Here is an 18,901-nt window from a genome sequence, read left to right on the forward strand (position 1 = left end):
GGGTTTCAAACAACGTTCAGCGCTTGAGGTTCTCGCGCAGCTTCAGGCCGCCCTGGAAGCGCAGCGCATGCGGGTACTCCTCCTTCTCCGCACCGGTGGCCACCGCCGCCATCTTCTGCTCGCTGACCTGCGTCTTGGCCAGCAGCGTCGCCGGCAGGTTCAGCACGCCCTTGATCTGGTCGTACTGCGCCTGCGTGATGCGCCCCACGCTCAGCAGCCGGAACGCATCGCGCTCGATGTTCAGCAGCAGCGGCTTGTTGCCGGCAAAGCTCTGCGCCTTGGCCAGCAGCGCACTCCACGACTGCGCGCTGTAGTTGCTCACGTAGTAGTCCTGCCCGGTCGGCCCGGCCAGCACCGCCGTGCAGCCGGGCAGTTCCACCTGCGTGCTGTTGTTCGACATCACGAAGGTCTTGCGCTGGTCCATCGCGTCGCCGTACGCCAGCGTGACGGGGATGGTCCACGTCGAGGCCGGGTACACGTTCTGGTTGGGGAACGACTCCTGCGTGATGTTCACGTAGGTGCTGTTGCCCGCGCACTGCGCGTCCACCGTGAGCAGCGGAATGCCGGTCTGGCGGATCAGGCTGTCGCCGATCTCGCTGACCTTCTTGTCGGTCGCCTTCTCCAGCGAACTCCACAGGCGCGAAGGCGTGACGTTGCCGAACGCGTAGTCCTTCAGGTAAATCTGCAGGCCCTTCTGCATCGCCTCTTCGCCGATGTAGTTCTGGATGGTCTCCAGCACGTGGCTGCCCTTGTTGTAGACGAAGATCGACGGGCTGATGAAGCCGAACGAACCCGCATCGTTGAGGTTGCGCTGCACCGGCACGGCCGTGCTTTTCAGGTCGGCCACGATCACGTTGTGCTTGTCGAGCACGTAGTCGGAGAAGCTGTAGTACTCGGGGTGGAACTTGATCGTGGTGCGGCGTTCGAACCAGCGCGCAAACGATTCGTTGAGCCACACGTTGTCCCACCAGTCGAGCGTGACAAGGTCGCCGAACCACTGGTGCGCGACCTCATGGGTCACCACCGTCACCGAGTACAGCGTCGGCGTGTCGCCCGGCTTGGTCAGCACGCGGTCGGCGAACTCGAAGATCGAGCCCCAGTTCTCCATGCCGCCGAAGCCGGTGTTGGGCTTGTTGTCGTAGCTGTCGTTGGCCGCGACGGTGTCGAACTTCTTGAAGGGCAGCGGGATGCCGGTGTACTTGTAGTAGTAGTCCATCGACACCTTGGTCCACTCCATCGCGAACTTCGCCCAGTCGGAGCGGCCCGGCGGCGTGAACCAGCGCAGCGGCATGTCGCTGCCGTCGAGCGGGTTCTTGAAGGTGTCGGCCAGGATGTCGAACTTGCCGCCACCGAAGAAGGCCAGGTACATCGGCATCGAAGGCGTCTTCTCGAAGGCCACGCGCTGGTAGCCGTCGGGCAGCTTCGTCGCCTCGGTCTGCGCGCCGTTCGACACGGTCTTCCAGTCACCCGGCACCTCGGCCGAGATCTCGAAGGTGTGGCGGAAGGCCGGCTCGTCCCAGCCCGGGAACCACTGGCGCGCATAGTTGGTTTCGCCCTGCGTCACGATGGCGTCGCTGCTCACGCCTTCGGGTGTGGAAAGGCCCACCTTGAAGACGCCGGTGGCGGCCGAGCAGAACGGGTTGCGCGCCACTTCGGCGGGTGGGCAGTACTCGGCATCGGAGAACTGGATCTTGCCGTCCCACTCCATGTGCAGCAGGTACTTGCCCTTGGCGATCTGGCCGTCGTTCAGGCGCAGCTGCACGAAGTCGCCGAGCGTCTGCGGCGTGGGGATCAGCGGGATCGCCTCGCCGGGTTTCGACACCTTGCGCAGCGTGGTGCGGCCCTTGGCAAAGTTCAGGTTGTGCGCGGCGACGACGATGGCATCGACCGGCTTGAGCACCTCGATCTCCACGTCGCCGCGGCCCACGAAGGTCTTGAGCGCCGCATCGGGGCGAAACCACAGCTTGTAGTTGCTCGGCCAGACGGTGTCGGGCAGCTCCATGGGCTTGGCCGTGCGGTCGACCGACGCCACGGTGGGCGCGCCATCGTCGGGTGCCTTCGCCGTGGGATCGGACGCCGGAGCGGAAGCGACCGGCTCCGATGGCGCACCGAGACCGACGCCTGCGCCACCGAGCGAACCGCCACCACTGTCTCCACCGCCACCGCATGCCGTCAGCACGGCAAGGGTCACCGCCGTGATGGCAAGATGATTGATGACGGGTGTACTGAATTTTTTCATGATCGCCTCTGGGTACTCTTGGTAAGAAGAAACATGCGCCGTCCTGCATGCACCGGCGGATAGCCGGCGATGCGCGTGACGCGCGCGGTGATGAGATGAACAACGGGGTTATCTGAAAGAAAAGGGCAACACGATGCCCTCCCGGCGAACGCTTGCGTTCGTCAGGACCACACAGTCATGCAAAGGCACACCGCGCAAAAAGCGGTGGTCCCAGGATGCGGGGCGTAAGAGGTTCCATTCCCGTCGAGACGCGGGGTGGTGGGATGCGAACGCGGGCTTGTAGCGCGAAGGCTTGCGTTCAGTGCTCAGATAAGGGAGCGGTGCGTTTGCGCGAAGTGCAAACGGCACGGGCCATCTCGGCGATAGCAAGACTGTCTGCGGCTCTTGTCGTTGATTTCACGCGCATTCCCTCGTCCATTGGTGTGCGCTCAGTTTTATCTGATCGCACACATTCGCTCAACGGATCGCGGAACTTTTCCCTCTCAAAATGTTCGCGCGCGATAGGCCGAATGGAGTCACCGCACATCGCGTGTGCCATGCGGTACGAAGATGGTTCATCGCATGCGTCGCCTGCCGCGTATGCCGCGCGCATTCGCTGTGACCTTGCAGCCACAGCATCGGATTTCTGCGGCGGAACAGCTATGAAGCCTGCGACTGAGACACGCCCACCGCCGGTGGCGTACGGTCCCGCAGCCACAACATGAAGCCGCAGCCGAACACCACCACCTGCGTGCCGATCAGCAGCGCAAAGCCCGCGAAGAAGCCCGAGGCGGAGGCGGCCGAAGCCGCGGCCGCGCCCGATGCGCCCGAACCATGCGACACAGCGCTGATCACGCCGCCCATCAACGCCGGCATGAAGCCCGCCACCAGGCTGCCGGCACCATTGGTCACGCCGAACGCACTGGCCGTGTGCTCGGGCCGCGAGCAGTACTGCACCGTGCTCGGAATGGCCGGGCTCTGCAGGCCCCAGAAGAAATTGGCCGCCACGAGGCAGCACGCCGCCGCATACGGGTCGCTCGCGTTGATGGCCATCAGCACCGACAGCGCCACGCCCGCGCTCGCGCCCATGAAGATGAAGGGCACGCGCTCGCGCCCGACCTTGTCGATCAGCACGCCGCCCACGAACACCGCGAGCACGGTGGCGTACTGCGGCAGCGAGGCCAGCCAACCCATCTCGCGCATCGAGAAGCCGCGCGCCTCGCGCAGGTAGGTCGGCAGCCAGTTGCTGCTGCCCCACAGGTAGGCGAGCGCGGCCGAGGTCAGCAGCGTGATGAGGAACAGATGCCGCGTGTGCAGCGCACCCTTCACGATGCCGCCCACGCGCGCCATCGCCTCGCCGAACGACGAAGGCTTGACACCGTCGGCATGCGCGGGCGGCATGCGCACGAAGGCCAGCACCAGCGGAATGCCGAGCACGATGTTCAGCACACCGAGCACGTGGAACGAGGTGTCCCACGCGAACCGGGTGAGCAGCCAGCCCACCAGCGGATAACCGATGGCCAGCCCCAGCCCCGTGCCCATGTTGACGAAGGCGTTGGGCTTGCCGTTCTCGTCGCTGCGGAAATGCGCCTTGATGTACGACGAGGCCAGCGAGAACAGCGGCCCTTCCGAAACGCCCAGCAGCACGCGCGAGGCCAGCAGCAGGCCGTAGCTGTGCAACATCGGCGAGGCCCACGTCACCACGCCCCAGAGGATCAGTCCGTAGACCAGGCTGCGCCGCACGCCGAACAAGGCCGAGCAGAACGGCGTGAGCACGAAAGCCGATACGCCATAGCCCAGCATGAAGGCCGTCGCCAGGAAGCCCTGGCTCACGCGGTCGGTGGCGGCGATGCCCACGTGGTTCAGGAACGCGGCATCGGTGATCAGTACCGCGATGTTGATGCGGTCCACGTAGGAGATCGCAACGATCACGAACAGCGTGAGGACGCCGTACCAACGAAAGTTCTTGCTCTGCATGATCTGTCCTGGTGATGACGCGCCTGCGCGCCTAGAACATGTGGCGCATGCCGAACTCGGTGCCGCTGGAGGCGCGGTTCGGCATGGTGATCGCGCCCGCCAGGGCCTGCGATGCACCGTTCTTGTTGCTGATGCGCGCGATGGTGGCGTACAGCGCCGTGCGCTTCGACAGGTTGTGCACATAGCCGATGGCCAGCTTCGACGACGTGGGCTTGAGCGCCGCGTTGGCGGGCTCGAGCTTGTAGCGTGCATACGAGGCCTTGATCTCTCCCGGCCCGATGGGCAAATGGAAGCCGATGAGCGCGCCCTTGGCGTCGGTGCTGCCCTTCGATTCCTTGTACAGCTCGCTCGTGAGCTTGAGGTTCATGAGCGAGGCATCGAAGGTATAGGCCGCGCCGAGGTTGGTCACGCGCAGGTCGCCGCTCGCGTAGCGCGTGCGGCCGGTGGCCAGGGCCACGTTGAGTCCGCCGCTCTGGTAGCCGAAGCGCGCGCCGGTATGCTCGCCGTCGTGCTTGTTCGACGCCAGCGTGTTCGGCAGCACCGAGTTGGAAGCGTTCTCGCCCATGGCATACATCACCTGCCCGTAGAAGCCGCCAAGATTGGCCGGCAGGAAGTAGCCGACGCTGTTCGACGCGCGCGTGCCGGTGGGTGCCACCAGGCCGCCGAGGCCCGAGAAATAGATCTGGTTGGCGCCGATGCCGCCACCCGTGCCGAAGGGATCGAAGATGGCCGTGTTCCAGAACGCCGGCACGTAGTCGCGCCCCAGCCGCACTTCGCCGAAGGGGCCCGCAAGGCTCACCGTCGAGCGGCGATTGAAGCTCAGGATGCCCGCGGTGCCGTTGCCGCTGGCCTGGTTGTTCGAGTTCGACGGAAAGCCCTGCCCGCTGTCGTTCTGCAGGCCCATCTCCATCCAGAAGTTGGCAGAGTAGCCGCCGCCCAGGTCTTCGGTGCCGCGAAAGCCCAGGCGGCTGAACATGTTGCCGCTGTTGGTCAGCTGCGTCTTGTGGGCCGAACCGTCGCCGCTGCCCGTGGTATAGGTGACGGCGGCATCGACCACGCCGAAGAGCGTGACGGAAGATTGGGCCAGCGCTGCGCCAGCCGCGGTGGCCGCAGCCATCGCGATCAAGTACTTTTTCATTGAATGTCTCGGTTGGTTTTTCTCGGCCGTCTTTGGGTTGTGGCCTTGTTCAGATGTCCAGCACCAGCCGCTCGCCCTTGCAGCGAGAGACGCAGATCATCATGGTCTTGTTGGACGCACGTTCGATCTTCGTGAGGATGCCGTCGTGGTGATCGATTTCGCCCTCGATCACAGCGGTCTCGCAAGCGCCGCAGACGCCCTCCTTGCAGCTGTGGTCGGGGTTGAGGCCGGCGTCGATCAGGCTGTCGAGAATCGATTTGCCCGGAGGCACCTCGACACTCTTGCCGCTCTTTGCACACATCACCACGCAGCTCTGCGTGGCGCTGGGCGCCTCCACGTGCACGGCGGCAAAGCGTTCGATGTGCGCGTTGGCGTAGCCGAGTTGCTCGCAGCTTTTCTCGAAAGCGTCGAGCATCGGCGTCGGTCCGCAGCAGTAGTAGTGGCTGGTCGCGCCCTTGCCGGCCAGCAGTTTCGCGAGGTCAGGCGGCACGCCCTTCTCGTCGTCGAAATGCCAGGTGAGCTGTACCGACTTTTCCTTCGCCAGCGCTTCGATGGCATCGCAGAAGGCCGCCTCCTTGCGGGTGCGTGCGCAGTACAGGATCTCGACAGGTTTGCCGATGGCCACCAGCCGCTGCAGCATGCACCAGATGGGCGTCACGCCGATGCCGCCGGCCACCAGCACCGAGCGCTCGGCGCCCTCTTCCAGCTTGAAGTTGTTGCGCGGCGCCGAGATGGGCAGCGTCATGCCCACGCGCAGCTGCTGGTGCACGTAGCGCGAGCCGCCTCGGCTCTTGCGATCGTTGAGCACGCCGACCACGTAGCGCTGGCGGTCGCTCGAAGGGTTGCACAGCGAGTAGCTGCGTACCAGCCCGTTGGGCAGGTGCAGGTCGATGTGGGAGCCGGCCTCGAAGGCGGGAAAGTCCACCGCCGGTGTGGCCGGCCGGAACTCGACGCTGACGATGCCGTCGGCCTCGTAGCGCATGGTGTGCACGAGGGCGTTCAGCGTGGGAGAAGACATGGCGATGCTCGCTTGCGGTTCATGCCGTGGTGGCTTCGGCCTCGGCCAATTGGGCAACCGCGAGGTTGCGCATGTGGCGGCGCAGGCGGACGATGCCCAGGTCGTGCTGGTACAGGTTCTCGTGCTGGTTGGCGTCGGGCTCCATCTCTTCGAGCATCACGCGGTCCTGCTCCAGCACGTGCCAGTGGCGCGCCTCCAGGCGGTTCTTGTAGAGGAAGCGCCAGGTGTCGCGCTCCCAGCCCGCCGGCAGCTTGCGCACGCGCCAGAAGAAGGTGGCCGTCATGCCCTTCGCGATCGGCGAGAAGGCCCCGATGATGATGAAGTTGCCGCCGGGGCCGCCGGTCTTCGGGTACGGGATTTCGAGGCGCATCCAGTGGATGCCGGTGTCGGCCCATTCGGTCCAGTCGAAGTTGACGTTGCGCTGGCCTTCCTTCTCGAACACGAAGCCGATGTCGGTCGCGCGAATACCGAACTTGGCGCTCGAGTCGCCCTCGGCCATCGAGTGCGACTGCTTGTGCAGGTACGTGCCGTGCATCGGGTCCATCACGTTGTCGAGCACGTAGCGGTAGTCGCCCTTCCATTCGGTGTAGCAGAGGAAGTTCGCGTATTCGGCGTCATCGGTCAGCTGCTCGGGCAGCACCAGCGGTGGCGGCACGTCGACCGATTCCTTCGAGTTGTAGAGGAACACGGCGCCTGCACGCTCCTGCACATGAAAGTGCCGCGTGGCCTGCGAGCCTTCCAGCTTGCAGCCCGGGCTGCCGGGCACGCGCGTGACGACGCCGTCGTGGCGCACCTCGACGCCGTGGTACGGGCACGAAAGCCGGTCGCCGAGCACCACGCCCTGCGACAGCGGCGCGCCGCGGTGCGGGCAGCGGTCTTCCAGCGCATGCAGCACGCCTTCGTTGTCGCGCCACAGCGCGAGCTTGCGGCCGAGGCGGCGCAGAGAGATGGGGTTCTCCTTGATGAAATGCGAGGGGCAGATCGGGTACCAGAGATCCTTCAGGCCGATCTCGAGCAGGTGGTCCACCGGGTCGGCGGAGACGGGGGTGATGGCGATGGTCATGGTGATGTCTCTCTCTGTCTCTCTGCTCAGGCGCCGAGCGCGGCCATTTCCTTGCGGTACAGCGCCTCGGTCCACGGCTGGCCGCCGGGCGTGGCAAGGCCGCTGTCGTTCAGGCGCTGCACCAGCCCGCCAAGGTCGTGGATGCCGTCGGCAAAGGCGCGTTCGATCACGTCGCCCAGCAGGTCTTCGTAGGTGGTCGCGGGGCGCTGGCGCGCCTGGTGCGGTTGGAGATAGCGGTCTTGTTGCATCGTGTGCCTCCGTGGAGTGAGGTGGAATGAATCAGGCGGTGGCGGCCATCGCGGGCGTGCCGAGAGGTGCAGTCCAGGCGTCGTAGCCGTAGACCCAGTCGGCGTTGCCGCCTTCGCGCAGCCAGTTGTTGCCACGCGAACCGAGCTGCACCTGGCTGGCTCGCTCGATGCGGGCGGTCTCGAAGCTCTTCAGCGCGGCCGGAACGTCGGCCATGGCCACGCCTTCGAGATGACGCGACAGCACCACCGCGTCTTCGATGGCCATGCCGGCGCCCTGCGCCATGAAGGGCAGCATCGGGTGCGCGGCATCGCCCAGCAGCGCCATGCGGCCTTGCGCCCAGGCGGGCATCGGGTCGCGTTCGTACAGCGCAGTCTTCAGCACCGTGTCGCAGGCGTCGAGCAAGGCGCGCGCCTCGGGGTGGTAGGCCACGTATTGCTCCCGCAGCTCGTCCACGCTGCCGGGCGCGGTCCACGATTCGAGATGCCAGGTGTCTTGCGGCGTGGTCGCGAAGATGAAGATGTCCCTGCCCCGGTTCAGCGGGAACGTGACGATCTGGCTCTGCGGGGTCGGGCCCCACCACTTGGTGAAGGCGCCGAGGTTCGGCACGCCGGCCACGCGCTCGGCCGGCACCACGGCGCGGTAGGCGACGATGCCGGTGAAGCGCGGGCTCTCGGCGCCGAACATGGCGGTGCGCACGCACGAGTGGATGCCGTCGGCGCCGAGCAGCACGCCGACACGGGCGCTGGTCCCGTCGGCGAACGAGAGGCTCACGCCCTTGTCATCCGCGGCGATCTTCTCCGCGCGCTTGCCGAGGGCCACGCACTCGGCCGGAAACATGTCGGCCAATGCGGCCAGCAGGTCGGCGCGGTGGATGGTGAGCTGCGGCGCGCCGTAGCGTTGCTCCGCCGAATCGGCCATCTCCAGGCGCGAAGTTTCCTCGCCGGTGTCGAAGGTGCGGCTGATGCGGTGCGACGGGCGCGCCGCCGTCACGCGGGCCGCCTCGCCCACGCCGAGGCCATCGAGCGCGCGCACGGCGTTGGGTGTGAGGTTGATGTCGGCGCCGACGCGGGCGAACTGCTTCGCCTGCTCGAACACCACCACGTCATGCCCGGCGCGCCGCAGCGCGATGGCAGCCACCAGGCCACCGATGCCGGCACCGACGATGCCGATGGTGGATTCGCTTGTTGTCTTCATGGGTGTCTCCGCTTTGGTTCTTGCGTGCGGCTCACTCGGCCACGATGTTGCGGGCCTTGATGATCTTGGCCCATACGGCTGTCTCGTCGCGGATGAGCGCAGAGAACTCGGAAGGCTTCATCGCCGCGTCGGTCATGCCCTGCACCTTCAGGCGCTCGCGCACATCGGGCTGGGCCAGCATCTGCGCCGCGTCCTTCGCAAGCTGCTCGACCACGGCCGGCGGCGTGCCCTTGGGCGCCAGCAGGCCGTACCACGAGGTCACGGTCACGCCCTGGATGCCCTGCTCCGCGAGCGTCGGGATGTCGGGTGCGGCGGCGCTGCGCTTGGCCTCGGTCACGCCCAATGCGACGAGCTTGCCGTTCTTGATGAAGGGCATGGTCGCGGGCAGGTTGCTGAACATCAGCGGCACCGAGCCGCCGAGCACGTCGTTCAGCGCGGGCGCCGTGCCCTTGTAAGGCACGTGCAGCAGATCGATGCCGGCCTGCTGCTTGAACAGCTCGCCCGCCAGGTGCAGGCCGCTGCCCACGCCCGGCGAGGCGTACGACAGCGTGTTCGGCTTTGCCTTGGCCAGCGCCACCAGTTCCTTCGCGCTCTTGATGCCCGACGAGGGCGACGCCACCAGCACGTTGGGCGCCTTGGCGAGCATGGTGATGGGCACGAAGTCCTTCTCGATGTCGAACGGAAAGTTCGGCATCAGCGTCGGATTGATCGTGAGATTGCCTGCGGGCACCACGAGCAGCGTGTGGCCGTCGCCCCTCGCACGCTTGACCTTGTCGATGCCGATGTTGCCGGCCGCCCCGACGACGTTCTCGACCACCGCCGCCTGGCCGTAGCGCTTGGCGAGACCGTCGGAGAGAACGCGCGCCAGCGTGTCGACCGGACCGCCGGGCGGGAACGGCGAGACGATGGTGAAGCGCTCGCTCGACAGCTGCTTCTGCGCATCGCTCTGGGCAAAAGCAGCAACACAGAAAGCCATCGTTGCGAGCGCAGCGAAGCATGTTCGTGAAACACCGTGGAACCGGCTTTGCCGGGCCGCTGGTGTTGCCCCCTGGAAGGGGGTTGGCGAAGCGACACGAAGTGCGCGAAGACTGGGGGTGAGCATAGGTCTATTTCTTCTCGGTGAGAAAGGCACCTTTGGGGCCATCCGCGTTCTTCTGGCGCCGCGTGTTGCCGTCGAGGCCGCCATCGACCGCCCATTCGGCGAACAACGTGGGGCCGGGTTCGAATTCGCGCGGCTGCCAGTCGGCGGTGAGCTGGTCTTCGTCGGCGTAGTACTCGATCAATCCGCCGGCCGGGTTCTTGAAGTACCAGAAGTACGCCGAAGACACCGGGTGACGGCCCGGGCCGAGCTGGGTTTCCCAGCCGCGGCGCGAGAAATGCAGACCGCCGCCGAACACCTCGTGGATGTCGCGCACGGTGAAGGCCACGTGGTTGAGCCCGCGCTTGCCCGAAGGAATCTGCAGCAGGAACAGGTCGTGGTGGCCACCCTCCGCCGCGCAGCGCATGAAGGCGCCGCGGTTTGGATAGCTGTCGGACGAGACGAAGCCGAAGCGCTGCGCATAGAACGCGCTGGTGGCCTTCACGTCGCTCACGAAGAACACGACGTGGCCGACCTCGATGGGCGTCGCGCGTTCGTAGATGGGTGCGGCCTGGTTGATGCGCGGCTTGGCGTTCCAGGTGTTCATGGCGCCGCATTCGACGTCGACGGCATGCTTGCGGCTGACCTGCAGGCGCACGGCGAGGCCGTTGGGGTCGATGCAGCCGATGCGGCGTGCGCCGTCGACGGTGCTGTCGGTGAAGGCCGAGTCCTGCGCGATGGCGGCGGCGTAGCGGTCCAGGTCGGCGTCGCTCTCCACGCCCCACACCACTTCGCGCAGCGTCGGGCCCTCTTCCATCGCGGGCGGCAGGCCGGGCTTGTCCAACGCCGCAACGACGACTTTGCAGCCATTGAGACACTCGAAGACGAGTTCGTCGGCGGCCTCCGACTTCAATGCAAGGCCCCAGTCCTGGAAGAACTGGCGGCAGGCGGGCAGGTCGTCCGCCCCGTAGGTGATCTGGTCGATGCCAAGTACGCTCATGTCAGTGCCCACGACAAGGGTTGTTCGTTCGTGCCCCAGTACATGCTCTTCTGCTCCATGTACTGGAAGATGCCTTCGCGGCCCTTCTCTCGGCCCAGGCCGCTGTCGCGCCAGCCGCCGAACGGCGTGGACACGGAGAACTGCTTGTAGGTGTTGACCCAGACCGTGCCGGCCTGCACCGCGCGGCCGAGCTTCCAGGCGCGCTTGAAGTCGCGGCTCCAGACGCCGGCGGCCAGCGCGTAGACGCTGTCGTTGGCCTGCGCGATCAGCTCTTCCTCGTTGTCGAAGGGCATCGCGACGAGCACCGGGCCGAAGATCTCTTCCTGGCTGATGCGCGCACTGTTGTCGAGGCCCTCGATGATGGTCGGTTTGTAGAAGTAGCCGTTGTCGTAGACGTCGCCATGGGGCCGGACACCACCGGTGCGGATGCGCCCGCCTTCGGACACGCCCAGATCCACATAGCGCTCGATGCCCTCGCGGTGCTTCGCCGTGATGAGCGGCCCCATCTGCGTGCGCTCCGAGGCCGGATCGCCCACGCGCAATGCATTGGCGCCTTCGGCCAGCCGCGTGAGGAACTCGTCGTAGATGCCGCGCGCCACGAACAGGCGCGAACCCGCGATGCACGACTCGCCCGACGAACTGAAGATGCCGTACAGCACGCCGTTCACCGCATGGTCGAGGTCTGCGTCGTCGAGCACCATGGTGGGCGACTTGCCGCCCAACTCCAGCGACACCGGCATCATCTTGTCGGCCGCGATGTGCGCGATGTGCTTGCCGGTGGTGGTGCCACCCGTGAACGACACGCGCTTGACCAGCGGATGCTTGGTGATCGCATCGCCGATGACCGAGCCCCTGCCCGGCAGCACGCTCACGATGCCTTTCGGCACGCCGGCCTGCTCGCAGATGCGCGCCAGCTCCAGCGCCATCAGCGGCGTGACTTCGGCGGGCTTCACGACCACCGCGTTGCCGGCTGCGAGCGCGGGCGCGAGCTTCTGGGCTTCGCTCGCAATGGGCGAGTTCCACGGCGTGATGGCCGCAACCACACCCATCGGCTCGTGCACGCTCATCGTGACGAAGGCGCCGCGCGAAGGGGTGATGGTTTCTTCCAGCGTCTCGAGCGCTGCCGCGAAGAACTGGAAGGTGCCCGCGGCACTGGCCACGAGGTTGCGCGTTTCGCTGATCGGCTTGCCGTTGTCCAGGCGCTGCTTCTGCGCGAGCGACTCGCCCTCTTCGCGGATCAGCTGCGCCACGCGGTGCAGCACGGCGGCGCGCTCGTGCGGCAGGCGCTGGGCCCAGCCGCTGGTGCGGAACGCGTGGTCGGCACGGGTGATGGCCTCCTCGACATCGGCGAGGCTCGCGGCCTTCAGGCGTGCGATGGGTTCGCCGGTGGCCGGATAAAGGCTCTCGTACACGTCGCCGCCGCCCAGGCGCCATTCGCCGGCGATGCAGATCGGGAGAAGTTCGGAAGAAATCATGGGGTGACTCAGATGGCGAGCGCGGCAACGCGGTTGCGCAGCGCGCGCACGGCGCTGTACACGGTCAGCGCCGAGGTCTTGGGATTGGCCGCGAGCGGCTTGTTGCGCATGGTCAGCTCGAAGCTGCCGAAGGCGCCTTCGGCTTCGACGGTGTGCACGTTCTCGGTGGTGGCAGGGTCCGCAATGAGGCGCACCAGCGTCTTGTCCAGGCCGAGCCCCGCGAGCGAGACAGTGGCCGCGACGTTGGCGTTCTTCGGAAACAGCAGGGCCGCTTCGCGCGCACTACCTTCGAAGATCACGGTTTCCTGCGCCAGCCTGTCGAGGTCGCGGCCCTGCTCGGCCGGCGTGCCCTTCCAGGCCTGCGGCGGCTTGCGGCCGGTGTAGCGCACGCTGTCGAGGCCGCCGATGCGGGCCGCGGCGAGCGCGTCGATGGCGCCGATGGCACCGGGAATCAGCTGCACCTGCGTGTTGCCGGCAATGGCGGCGGCCTCGAGCTTCTCGGCGAAGCCTGTGGCCGACAGCGCGCCCACAGACGCCACCACGCAGGGCGTGCCGCGTGCCAGCGCAGGCAGCACGTGCTCTTCGATGGCGGCATGGCCGGCCGTCTCGACCACGAGGTCGATGCCGGCGGCGGGCACGGCGCTGCCCACCTGTGCGTCGGGCGCGGCCTTCTGCGCGGCGGCGACGCCCTCCGCGGGCACGACGATGGCCACAACCTCGAGGGCCGGATCGCCCCGGAGCAGTTCGAGTACCGAGGTGCCGATGGCTCCGCAGCCGATGAGTGCAATGCGCGTGATGGCGGGCATGGGAAAGGCTCCGCTCACTTGGCCGCGCCGAGCGCAGGAATCTGCGTGACCGTGTTGGTCGGCGGGCCGGCGAAGGTGGTCTTGAAACCGCCGATCGACAGCATGTCGATCTCCAGCAGGAACGGGCCGTTGGCGGCGAGCGCCTGGTCCAGCTGCGCCGGCAGGTCGGCCAGGTCTTTCACGCGGGCGTGCGGCAGCGCAATCGACTTGCACAGCAGGTCGTAGTCGGGCGTGTGCAACTCGGCGTAGCACTGGCGGCCGCCGTACTGGGCGTCCTGGATGTTCTTGATGACGCCGTAGCTCTTGTCGTTCATGAGCACGATCACCATGGGCGCCTTCTCCTGCACCATGCAGGCCAGTTCGCCCAGGTTCAGGATGAAGCCGCCGTCGCCGGCCAGGCAGAAGGTCTTGCGGCCTGAGCCTGTCACCGCCGCGCCGATGGCCGCGCCGATGGCCATGGGCATCCCCTGGCCGATGCCGCCGCCCGTGGCATGCACGCCGGCGCTGGGTTCGAAGACGCGCAGTTCGCGGTTGCCCCAGGTGCTGTTGGAAACGGTGACGTCGCGCACCCAGTTGAACTTGCGGCCGGCCACCGATTGGATCTGGCGCACGAGTTCGGCGTACGGGCCGAGGCCGTCGCGCAACGTGGCGACCGCCTGGTCGTGCGCGGTGCGCAGGTCGACCAGCAGCTGCGGGTCGGCCTTGTACTTGGCGGCTTCGAGGCGGTCGGCCAGGCCGTCGAGGGCCAGCGCGGAATCGCCGCAGACGAAGGCCTCGGACGCGTAGCAGCGGCCCTCGGCGGCGGCATCGGCGTCGATGCGGTACAGCGGATGCGGCAGCTTCAGTTCGTACTTCAGCGTCTCATTGCCGCGCAGGCGCGAACCGACCACGAGCATCGCATCGCAGGTCTGGTAGAGGGCCTCGACCGGCTTCTGGATGTTGTAGGCGCCGAGCGAGCCGGCATCGTCCTCGGGTACCGTGCCGCGGCCCTGCGTCGTGGTGACGACGCCGAAGCCCAGCTTCTGCAGGCGCTGGATGGCGGCGCGGGCGTGGCGTGCACCGCCGCCGACCCACAGCATCGGGCGCTTGGCAACGACGAGGCGCGCGGCCAGCGCGTCGAGCGCGGCGGCCGAGGGCACCGGCCGCTCGATGGGCAGCGGCGACAGGTCGGCCGGCATGGTCGTCAGCGCCGACTGGATGTCGATCGGAATCTCCACGCTGACCGGACCGGTGGGTGCGGTCAGCGCAAGCTGCACCGCGCGCTTGAGCGTGCCGAGCACCGTCTCGACGCTGCGCACACGCAGCGCGGCCTTCGACACGGCCTTGAGCATGGTGAGCTGGTCGGGCGCCTCGTGGATGTACGACATGCCCTTGTCCAGGTACGGCGTCTCGATCTGCCCGGTGATGTGCAGGAGCGGCGCACCCGCCGTCAGTGCCTCGACCATGCTGCCCGCGATGTTGCCCGCGGCCGGGCCCGTGCTGGTGATGCACACGCCCAGGCTGGCGGTGGAGCGCGCATAGGCATCGGCCATGTTGCCCGCGCCCGCCTCGCCCCGCGCCGAGATGAAGCGGATCGTGCCGCGCTGCGCGAAGGCATCGAGGATCGGCATGTTGTGGATCGAGATCACGCCAAAGGCAGCCTTGACGCCGCACTGCTCGAGGAAGGCGGCAACGACTGCGCCGACCGTGACGGTTTTGTTGGGGTTATGCATGGCGCGAAAGGCCTCCGGAAATGTCGATGTGGCTGCCCGTCGTGTACGACGCGAGGGGCGAAGCAAGAAAAAGGATCGCGCGCGCGGCTTCGGTCGGAAGCCCCAGGCGACCCAGCGGGATGTGTTTGTTCTTCGCGAGTTGGCCGCTCCAGGCGGCCCAGTCCTGCGACTTGTCTTCGCGCGCCTCGAAGCGGCGGCGCCACTGGCCGGACTCGACGAGGCCGATCAGGATGCCGTTGACGCGCACGCCCTGCGGCGCGAACTCGGTGGCCATCGAGCGCACGAGGTTCAGCAGGCCGGCGCGCGCGGCCGAGGTCGCGACCATGTGCGGCTCGGGCTGGCGCGCAAGCAGCGAGTTCGCGCAGACGATGGAGGCGTCGCCCAGCACCGCGCGCTGCGCCTCGAGCTGCGGCAGGAAGGCACGCGTGGGATTGATGACGGAGAAGAACTTCAGGTTGAGCTCTTCGGTCCAGGCCGCATCGTCGGTGTCGGCGAAGGTGGAGACGCGGCCCTGCCCTGCGTTGTTGACGAGCATCGAGGCCGGCCCGAGCGCGGCCTCGCTGGCGGCGGCAAATGCCTTGACCGATTTGGCGTCGAGCACGTCGCAGGCCTGCGCGAAGAGCTTCGCGTCCGGGTGCTGCTTGCGCAGGCCGGCCACGGCCGCGTCGAGCCGTTCGGCATTGCGGCCACACAGCGCAACGGCCGCACCGCAGCCGAGCAGCAGTTCGACGGTCGCGAGGCCGATGCCCGACGAGCCGCCCGTGACCACGGCCACGCGCCCGGCCAATGCGTCGGCGGCAAGGAGGGAAGAAGAATGCGTCTTCATGATCGTCATGCGCTGCGAAGCGGCACCACTTTTGCAGCGCGCGCGGGCGAATAGTTCAGCAGGCCCGAGATCTCGTCGGCCGTGCCGCGCACGCGCAGCACCATCTCGTCCATGCGGCTCTCGTCGATGTGGTCCGAGGTGACTGTGGCTCCCAGCGCCGCCACGATGTGGCCGCTGTGGTCGCGCACCGGTGCGGCGATGCTGGAGATGTTCGATTCGAAGAAGCCCTCGCCCAGCACATAGCCGCGCTGGCGGTCGGCCTGCACCATGTCGAAGAGTTCGTTCACGGTCTTGGGTGTGCTCGGCGAGAAGGTCTCGAGCTTGTCCTCGGGGTAGAGCGCGCGCAGCTGCGGCAGCGTGAGGTCTTCGAGCAGGATGCGGCCGAGCACCGTGGCATGGGCCGGCAGCCGCGTGCCCACCGTCACCGAGCTGGCGAAAGGCGTAGGCGGCGCGACCTTGGCCACGTAGACGATGGAGCGGCCGTCACGCACCACCAGGTTGCACGGCGTGCGCAGTTCGTCGCACAGGCGGTTGAGCAGCGGCGTGCCGAGTTGCGTGAGTTCCAGCGAGGCGAGGTATTCGAAGCCCAGGCGCAGCACGGCCAGGCCCAGGCGATAGTCGCGCCCGCCCTCGGCGCGTTCCAGAAAGCCCATGTTCTCCAGCGTGGTGAGCAGGCGGAACACGGTCGAGCGCGGGAGGTCGAAGCGGCGGGCCAGTTCGGGGGCGGAGAGCGTGCGGCTCTCGCGGCTGAACTCGCACAGCACGCGCAGGCCGCGCTCCAGCGCCGGCACGTTGTAGCGGTCGGCGCCCTCTTCCATCGCTTCGTTGTCGTTGGTGGCCATGCCTGTTCCTTCCTTGAATTTCTTGTCTGTGTGTATTGCGGTCAACCGGCGAGCGATTCGCGCAGCAGCGTGGCAACGGCCTGCGGTTGCTCCACATAGCCGGCGTGCCCCGCATCGTCCAACAATTCGAGCGTCACGCCGCACTGGCGCGCGACCTCGGCGCACGACGCCGGCGGCGTGACCACGTCGAGCGCGCCGCAGGCCACGCGCACCGGCATCGGCGGCGGCAGATCGGCCAGCAGGTCGGCGTTGCACAGCAGCTCGACGGCCTGGCGGTAGCCATGGTCGTTGAGGCGGGCCATGTTCCAGCGCACCCACCGGTGGGCGTGGTCGCTCGCCTTGTCGGACACGAGCCGGCCCGCACGCTTCGCGGCCATGCCGGCGATGCCGAGTTCGTCGAGTGTGGCGAGGCGTTCGGTGCGGACCTTGGCGCGGGCTTCCGCGCGGGACGGCGCGCCATAGCCGATGGCGGGGCTGACGAGCACGAGGCGGCGGATGCGCTTGTCGCCGCGTGCGGCCGATGCGGCGGTGATTGCGCCCAGCGAATGGCCGACGAGTACGCACGAATCGATGGCGAGTGCGTCCAGCAAGGCGCTCAGCCGCGCCGCGTAGTCGGCGGCAGTCGGTGCGGTGGCTTCGAGCGGCGTCGATTCGCCGTAGCCCGGCGCGTCCCACGCGATCAGGCGGGCCTGCGACGCCAGCAGCGCGGCGGTGTCGAGCCACGACGCCGCACCCGAGCCGATGCCGTGCAGGCACACGACCACCGGGCCCTGACCGCATTCGCGCACCGACACGACGGCATCGCCGCCCACGGCCACATGGCGGGCCGGAAAGCGGGCGTCGAGCCGGGCCAGCTCGGAGGCTGGCAGGTCGGAAGCGATGGCGTCGTTCATGGCCGGCTCGCTCAGCGCTTGATCTTGGCCAGCGGGTGATCGGCAGGGTACGTCGGCGTGACCGGCTTCTTCGCGCCGAGCATCACGCACATCAGCGCGTCTTCGTCGCCGATGTTGATCTCCTCGCGGTACACGCCGGGCGGCACCGAGATCAGGTCGCGGTCGGTCATGATGGTCTCGAAGCGCTCGCCGTCTTTCTCGATCACCACCTTGAGCTTGCCGCGGATCAGGAAGAACACTTCTTCCACGTCGGTGTGCAGGTGCGGCGGTCCTTCGTGGCCGGCGGGGATCACCATGGTCGAGAAGGTGAAGTGCTCGGCGGGCACGGTGTTGACGTCCTTCGCAACGCCGGTGCCGCCCGTGCCCACGTAGCGCATCTGGGCGCGGCGGAACTTGGGGTCGAAGTCGGCCTGGAACTTCAGCGCATCCCAGTCGTACTTGCGGGTTTCGTAGCGTGCGATGCGGGTGTTCATCCACTCCGCGAGGCTCGCGCCTTCGGGCTGCGCCAGGCTGCTGTTGCCATCGGTGATCTTTTGCTGTTCGGACAGATCGCTCATCAGGTGTACTCCTTGGTCGGAAAAATTCGTTCAGTGCATCGCGAAGCCGCCGTTGACGGCAAGCAGTTGGCCGGTCACGAAGCGCGAGAGGCCGGAGAGCAGGAACAGGGTCGCGCCGCACACGTCGGCGGCCTGCTGCTCGCGCGGGATGGCGCGGCCTTCGAGGTATTTCTGGTGGCGCGCCATCGGCACGTACTCGGTCGCCTCGACCAGCGTGAGGCCGGGCGCCACGGCGTTGACGGTGATGTTGTCGCCGCCCCATTCGCGTGCCAGCGAACGGGTCATGGCAATGACGGCGCCCTTGCTCGACGCATAGGCCAGCAGATTGGGCGCGCCCCACAGCGCGGTGTCGGACGCGAGGTTGACGATGGCGCCGCGGCCGCTTTCGGCCAGTGCGGGCCGGCAGGCGCGGCCCATGAGCCAGCTGCCGCGCACGTTGACGTCCATCACGCGGTCCCACATGTCGATCTCGAGCTGGTGTGCGTCGCGCCCGCCCGAGTTGGTGATGGCGGCGTTGTTCACGAGGCCGTCGAGGCCGCCGAGCAGTCGAACAGCTTCGGTGGCGCAGGCCACGATGGAGCCCGGATTCGACAGGTCGACCGGCAGCGCGTGGGCGATGCGGCCCGCTTTGCGCAGCGCCTGCGCTTCGGTGTCGGCCAGCTCGCCCAGGATGTCGGCCAGCACCACGCTCGCGCCCGCCGCGGCGATGCACTGCGCGAAGGCAAGCCCGAGGCCGCGCGCGCCGCCGGTCACGAGGATGCGGCGGCCCGCCAGCAGGTTGGCGGGCAGTTCGGCCAGCAGTGCCTGCAGGCTCGAAGGATCGGGAATGGCTTTGAGTTCGGACATGGGATGCGT

The 18,901-nt window shown here is 67.4% G+C and carries 17 protein-coding genes; all 17 read right to left on the reverse strand.

Features of this window, described 5'->3' with window-relative positions:
- Positions 1–16: 16 nt before the first annotated feature.
- Positions 17–2,239, reverse strand: coding sequence for a M1 family metallopeptidase (locus tag ACCD11_RS01940; protein WP_413312048.1), 2,223 nt, complete (start codon positions 2,237–2,239; stop codon positions 17–19).
- Between the two features lie 639 nt (positions 2,240–2,878).
- A complete protein-coding gene (locus tag ACCD11_RS01945) occupies positions 2,879–4,195 on the reverse strand; it encodes an MFS transporter (RefSeq protein WP_007834981.1) in 1,317 nt (438 codons plus the stop codon).
- Between the two features lie 31 nt (positions 4,196–4,226).
- Complete coding sequence (locus ACCD11_RS01950) at positions 4,227–5,333, reverse strand: porin (RefSeq protein WP_007834982.1); 1,107 nt, start codon at positions 5,331–5,333, stop codon at positions 4,227–4,229.
- Between the two features lie 49 nt (positions 5,334–5,382).
- A complete protein-coding gene (locus ACCD11_RS01955) occupies positions 5,383–6,351 on the reverse strand; it encodes a PDR/VanB family oxidoreductase (RefSeq protein WP_413312050.1) in 969 nt (322 codons plus the stop codon).
- Between the two features lie 19 nt (positions 6,352–6,370).
- Positions 6,371–7,414: an aromatic ring-hydroxylating oxygenase subunit alpha gene (locus ACCD11_RS01960; RefSeq protein WP_007834984.1), complete on the reverse strand. Its 1,044-nt coding sequence runs from the start codon at positions 7,412–7,414 to the stop codon at positions 6,371–6,373.
- Positions 7,415–7,440: 26 nt separating this feature from the next.
- Entirely contained in the window at positions 7,441–7,662 is a 222-nt protein-coding gene (locus ACCD11_RS01965) for a recombinase-like helix-turn-helix domain-containing protein (protein ID WP_007834985.1), read from the reverse strand.
- Between the two features lie 31 nt (positions 7,663–7,693).
- Positions 7,694–8,857, reverse strand: coding sequence for an FAD-dependent monooxygenase (locus ACCD11_RS01970; protein WP_413312053.1), 1,164 nt, complete (start codon positions 8,855–8,857; stop codon positions 7,694–7,696).
- 31 nt (positions 8,858–8,888) lie between these two features.
- Positions 8,889–9,833, reverse strand: a complete 945-nt coding sequence (locus ACCD11_RS01975) for a Bug family tripartite tricarboxylate transporter substrate binding protein (RefSeq protein WP_413312054.1) — start codon at positions 9,831–9,833, stop codon at positions 8,889–8,891.
- A gap of 130 nt (positions 9,834–9,963) precedes the next feature.
- Entirely contained in the window at positions 9,964–10,935 is a 972-nt protein-coding gene (locus ACCD11_RS01980) for a VOC family protein (protein ID WP_413312056.1), read from the reverse strand.
- Entirely contained in the window at positions 10,932–12,410 is a 1,479-nt protein-coding gene (locus ACCD11_RS01985; RefSeq protein ID WP_007834765.1) for an aldehyde dehydrogenase, read from the reverse strand. Before ACCD11_RS01985 ends, ACCD11_RS01980 begins: the two co-directional genes overlap by 4 nt.
- Positions 12,411–12,418: 8 nt before the next feature.
- Entirely contained in the window at positions 12,419–13,216 is a 798-nt protein-coding gene (locus ACCD11_RS01990) for an aspartate dehydrogenase (RefSeq protein WP_007834764.1), read from the reverse strand.
- A gap of 14 nt (positions 13,217–13,230) precedes the next feature.
- The gene (locus ACCD11_RS01995) at positions 13,231–14,928 is read right to left on the reverse strand and encodes a thiamine pyrophosphate-binding protein (RefSeq protein ID WP_413312058.1); all 1,698 of its coding nucleotides are present in this window, start codon (positions 14,926–14,928) and stop codon (positions 13,231–13,233) included.
- Entirely contained in the window at positions 14,921–15,754 is an 834-nt protein-coding gene (locus tag ACCD11_RS02000; protein ID WP_413312060.1) for an SDR family oxidoreductase, read from the reverse strand. The genes ACCD11_RS01995 and ACCD11_RS02000 overlap by 8 nt, the downstream gene beginning before the upstream one ends.
- Before the next feature lie 5 nt (positions 15,755–15,759).
- Complete coding sequence (locus tag ACCD11_RS02005) at positions 15,760–16,596, reverse strand: IclR family transcriptional regulator (RefSeq protein ID WP_413312062.1); 837 nt, start codon at positions 16,594–16,596, stop codon at positions 15,760–15,762.
- A 41-nt stretch (positions 16,597–16,637) separates the two neighbouring features.
- Positions 16,638–17,489 (reverse strand): alpha/beta fold hydrolase, encoded by an 852-nt coding sequence (locus tag ACCD11_RS02010; protein WP_413312064.1) that lies wholly within the window; start codon positions 17,487–17,489, stop codon positions 16,638–16,640.
- 11 nt (positions 17,490–17,500) lie between these two features.
- Positions 17,501–18,046 carry a cupin domain-containing protein gene (locus tag ACCD11_RS02015; RefSeq protein WP_007834755.1) on the reverse strand — a complete coding sequence of 182 codons (546 nt, stop codon included), beginning with the start codon at positions 18,044–18,046 and terminating at the stop codon, positions 17,501–17,503.
- A 30-nt stretch (positions 18,047–18,076) separates the two neighbouring features.
- Positions 18,077–18,892, reverse strand: coding sequence for an SDR family oxidoreductase (locus ACCD11_RS02020; RefSeq protein WP_007834753.1), 816 nt, complete (start codon positions 18,890–18,892; stop codon positions 18,077–18,079).
- Positions 18,893–18,901 lie beyond the last annotated feature (9 nt).

The sequence above is a fragment of the Variovorax sp. Varisp36 genome (genome assembly GCF_047304235.1).
Lineage (GTDB): Bacteria > Pseudomonadota > Gammaproteobacteria > Burkholderiales > Burkholderiaceae_C > Variovorax.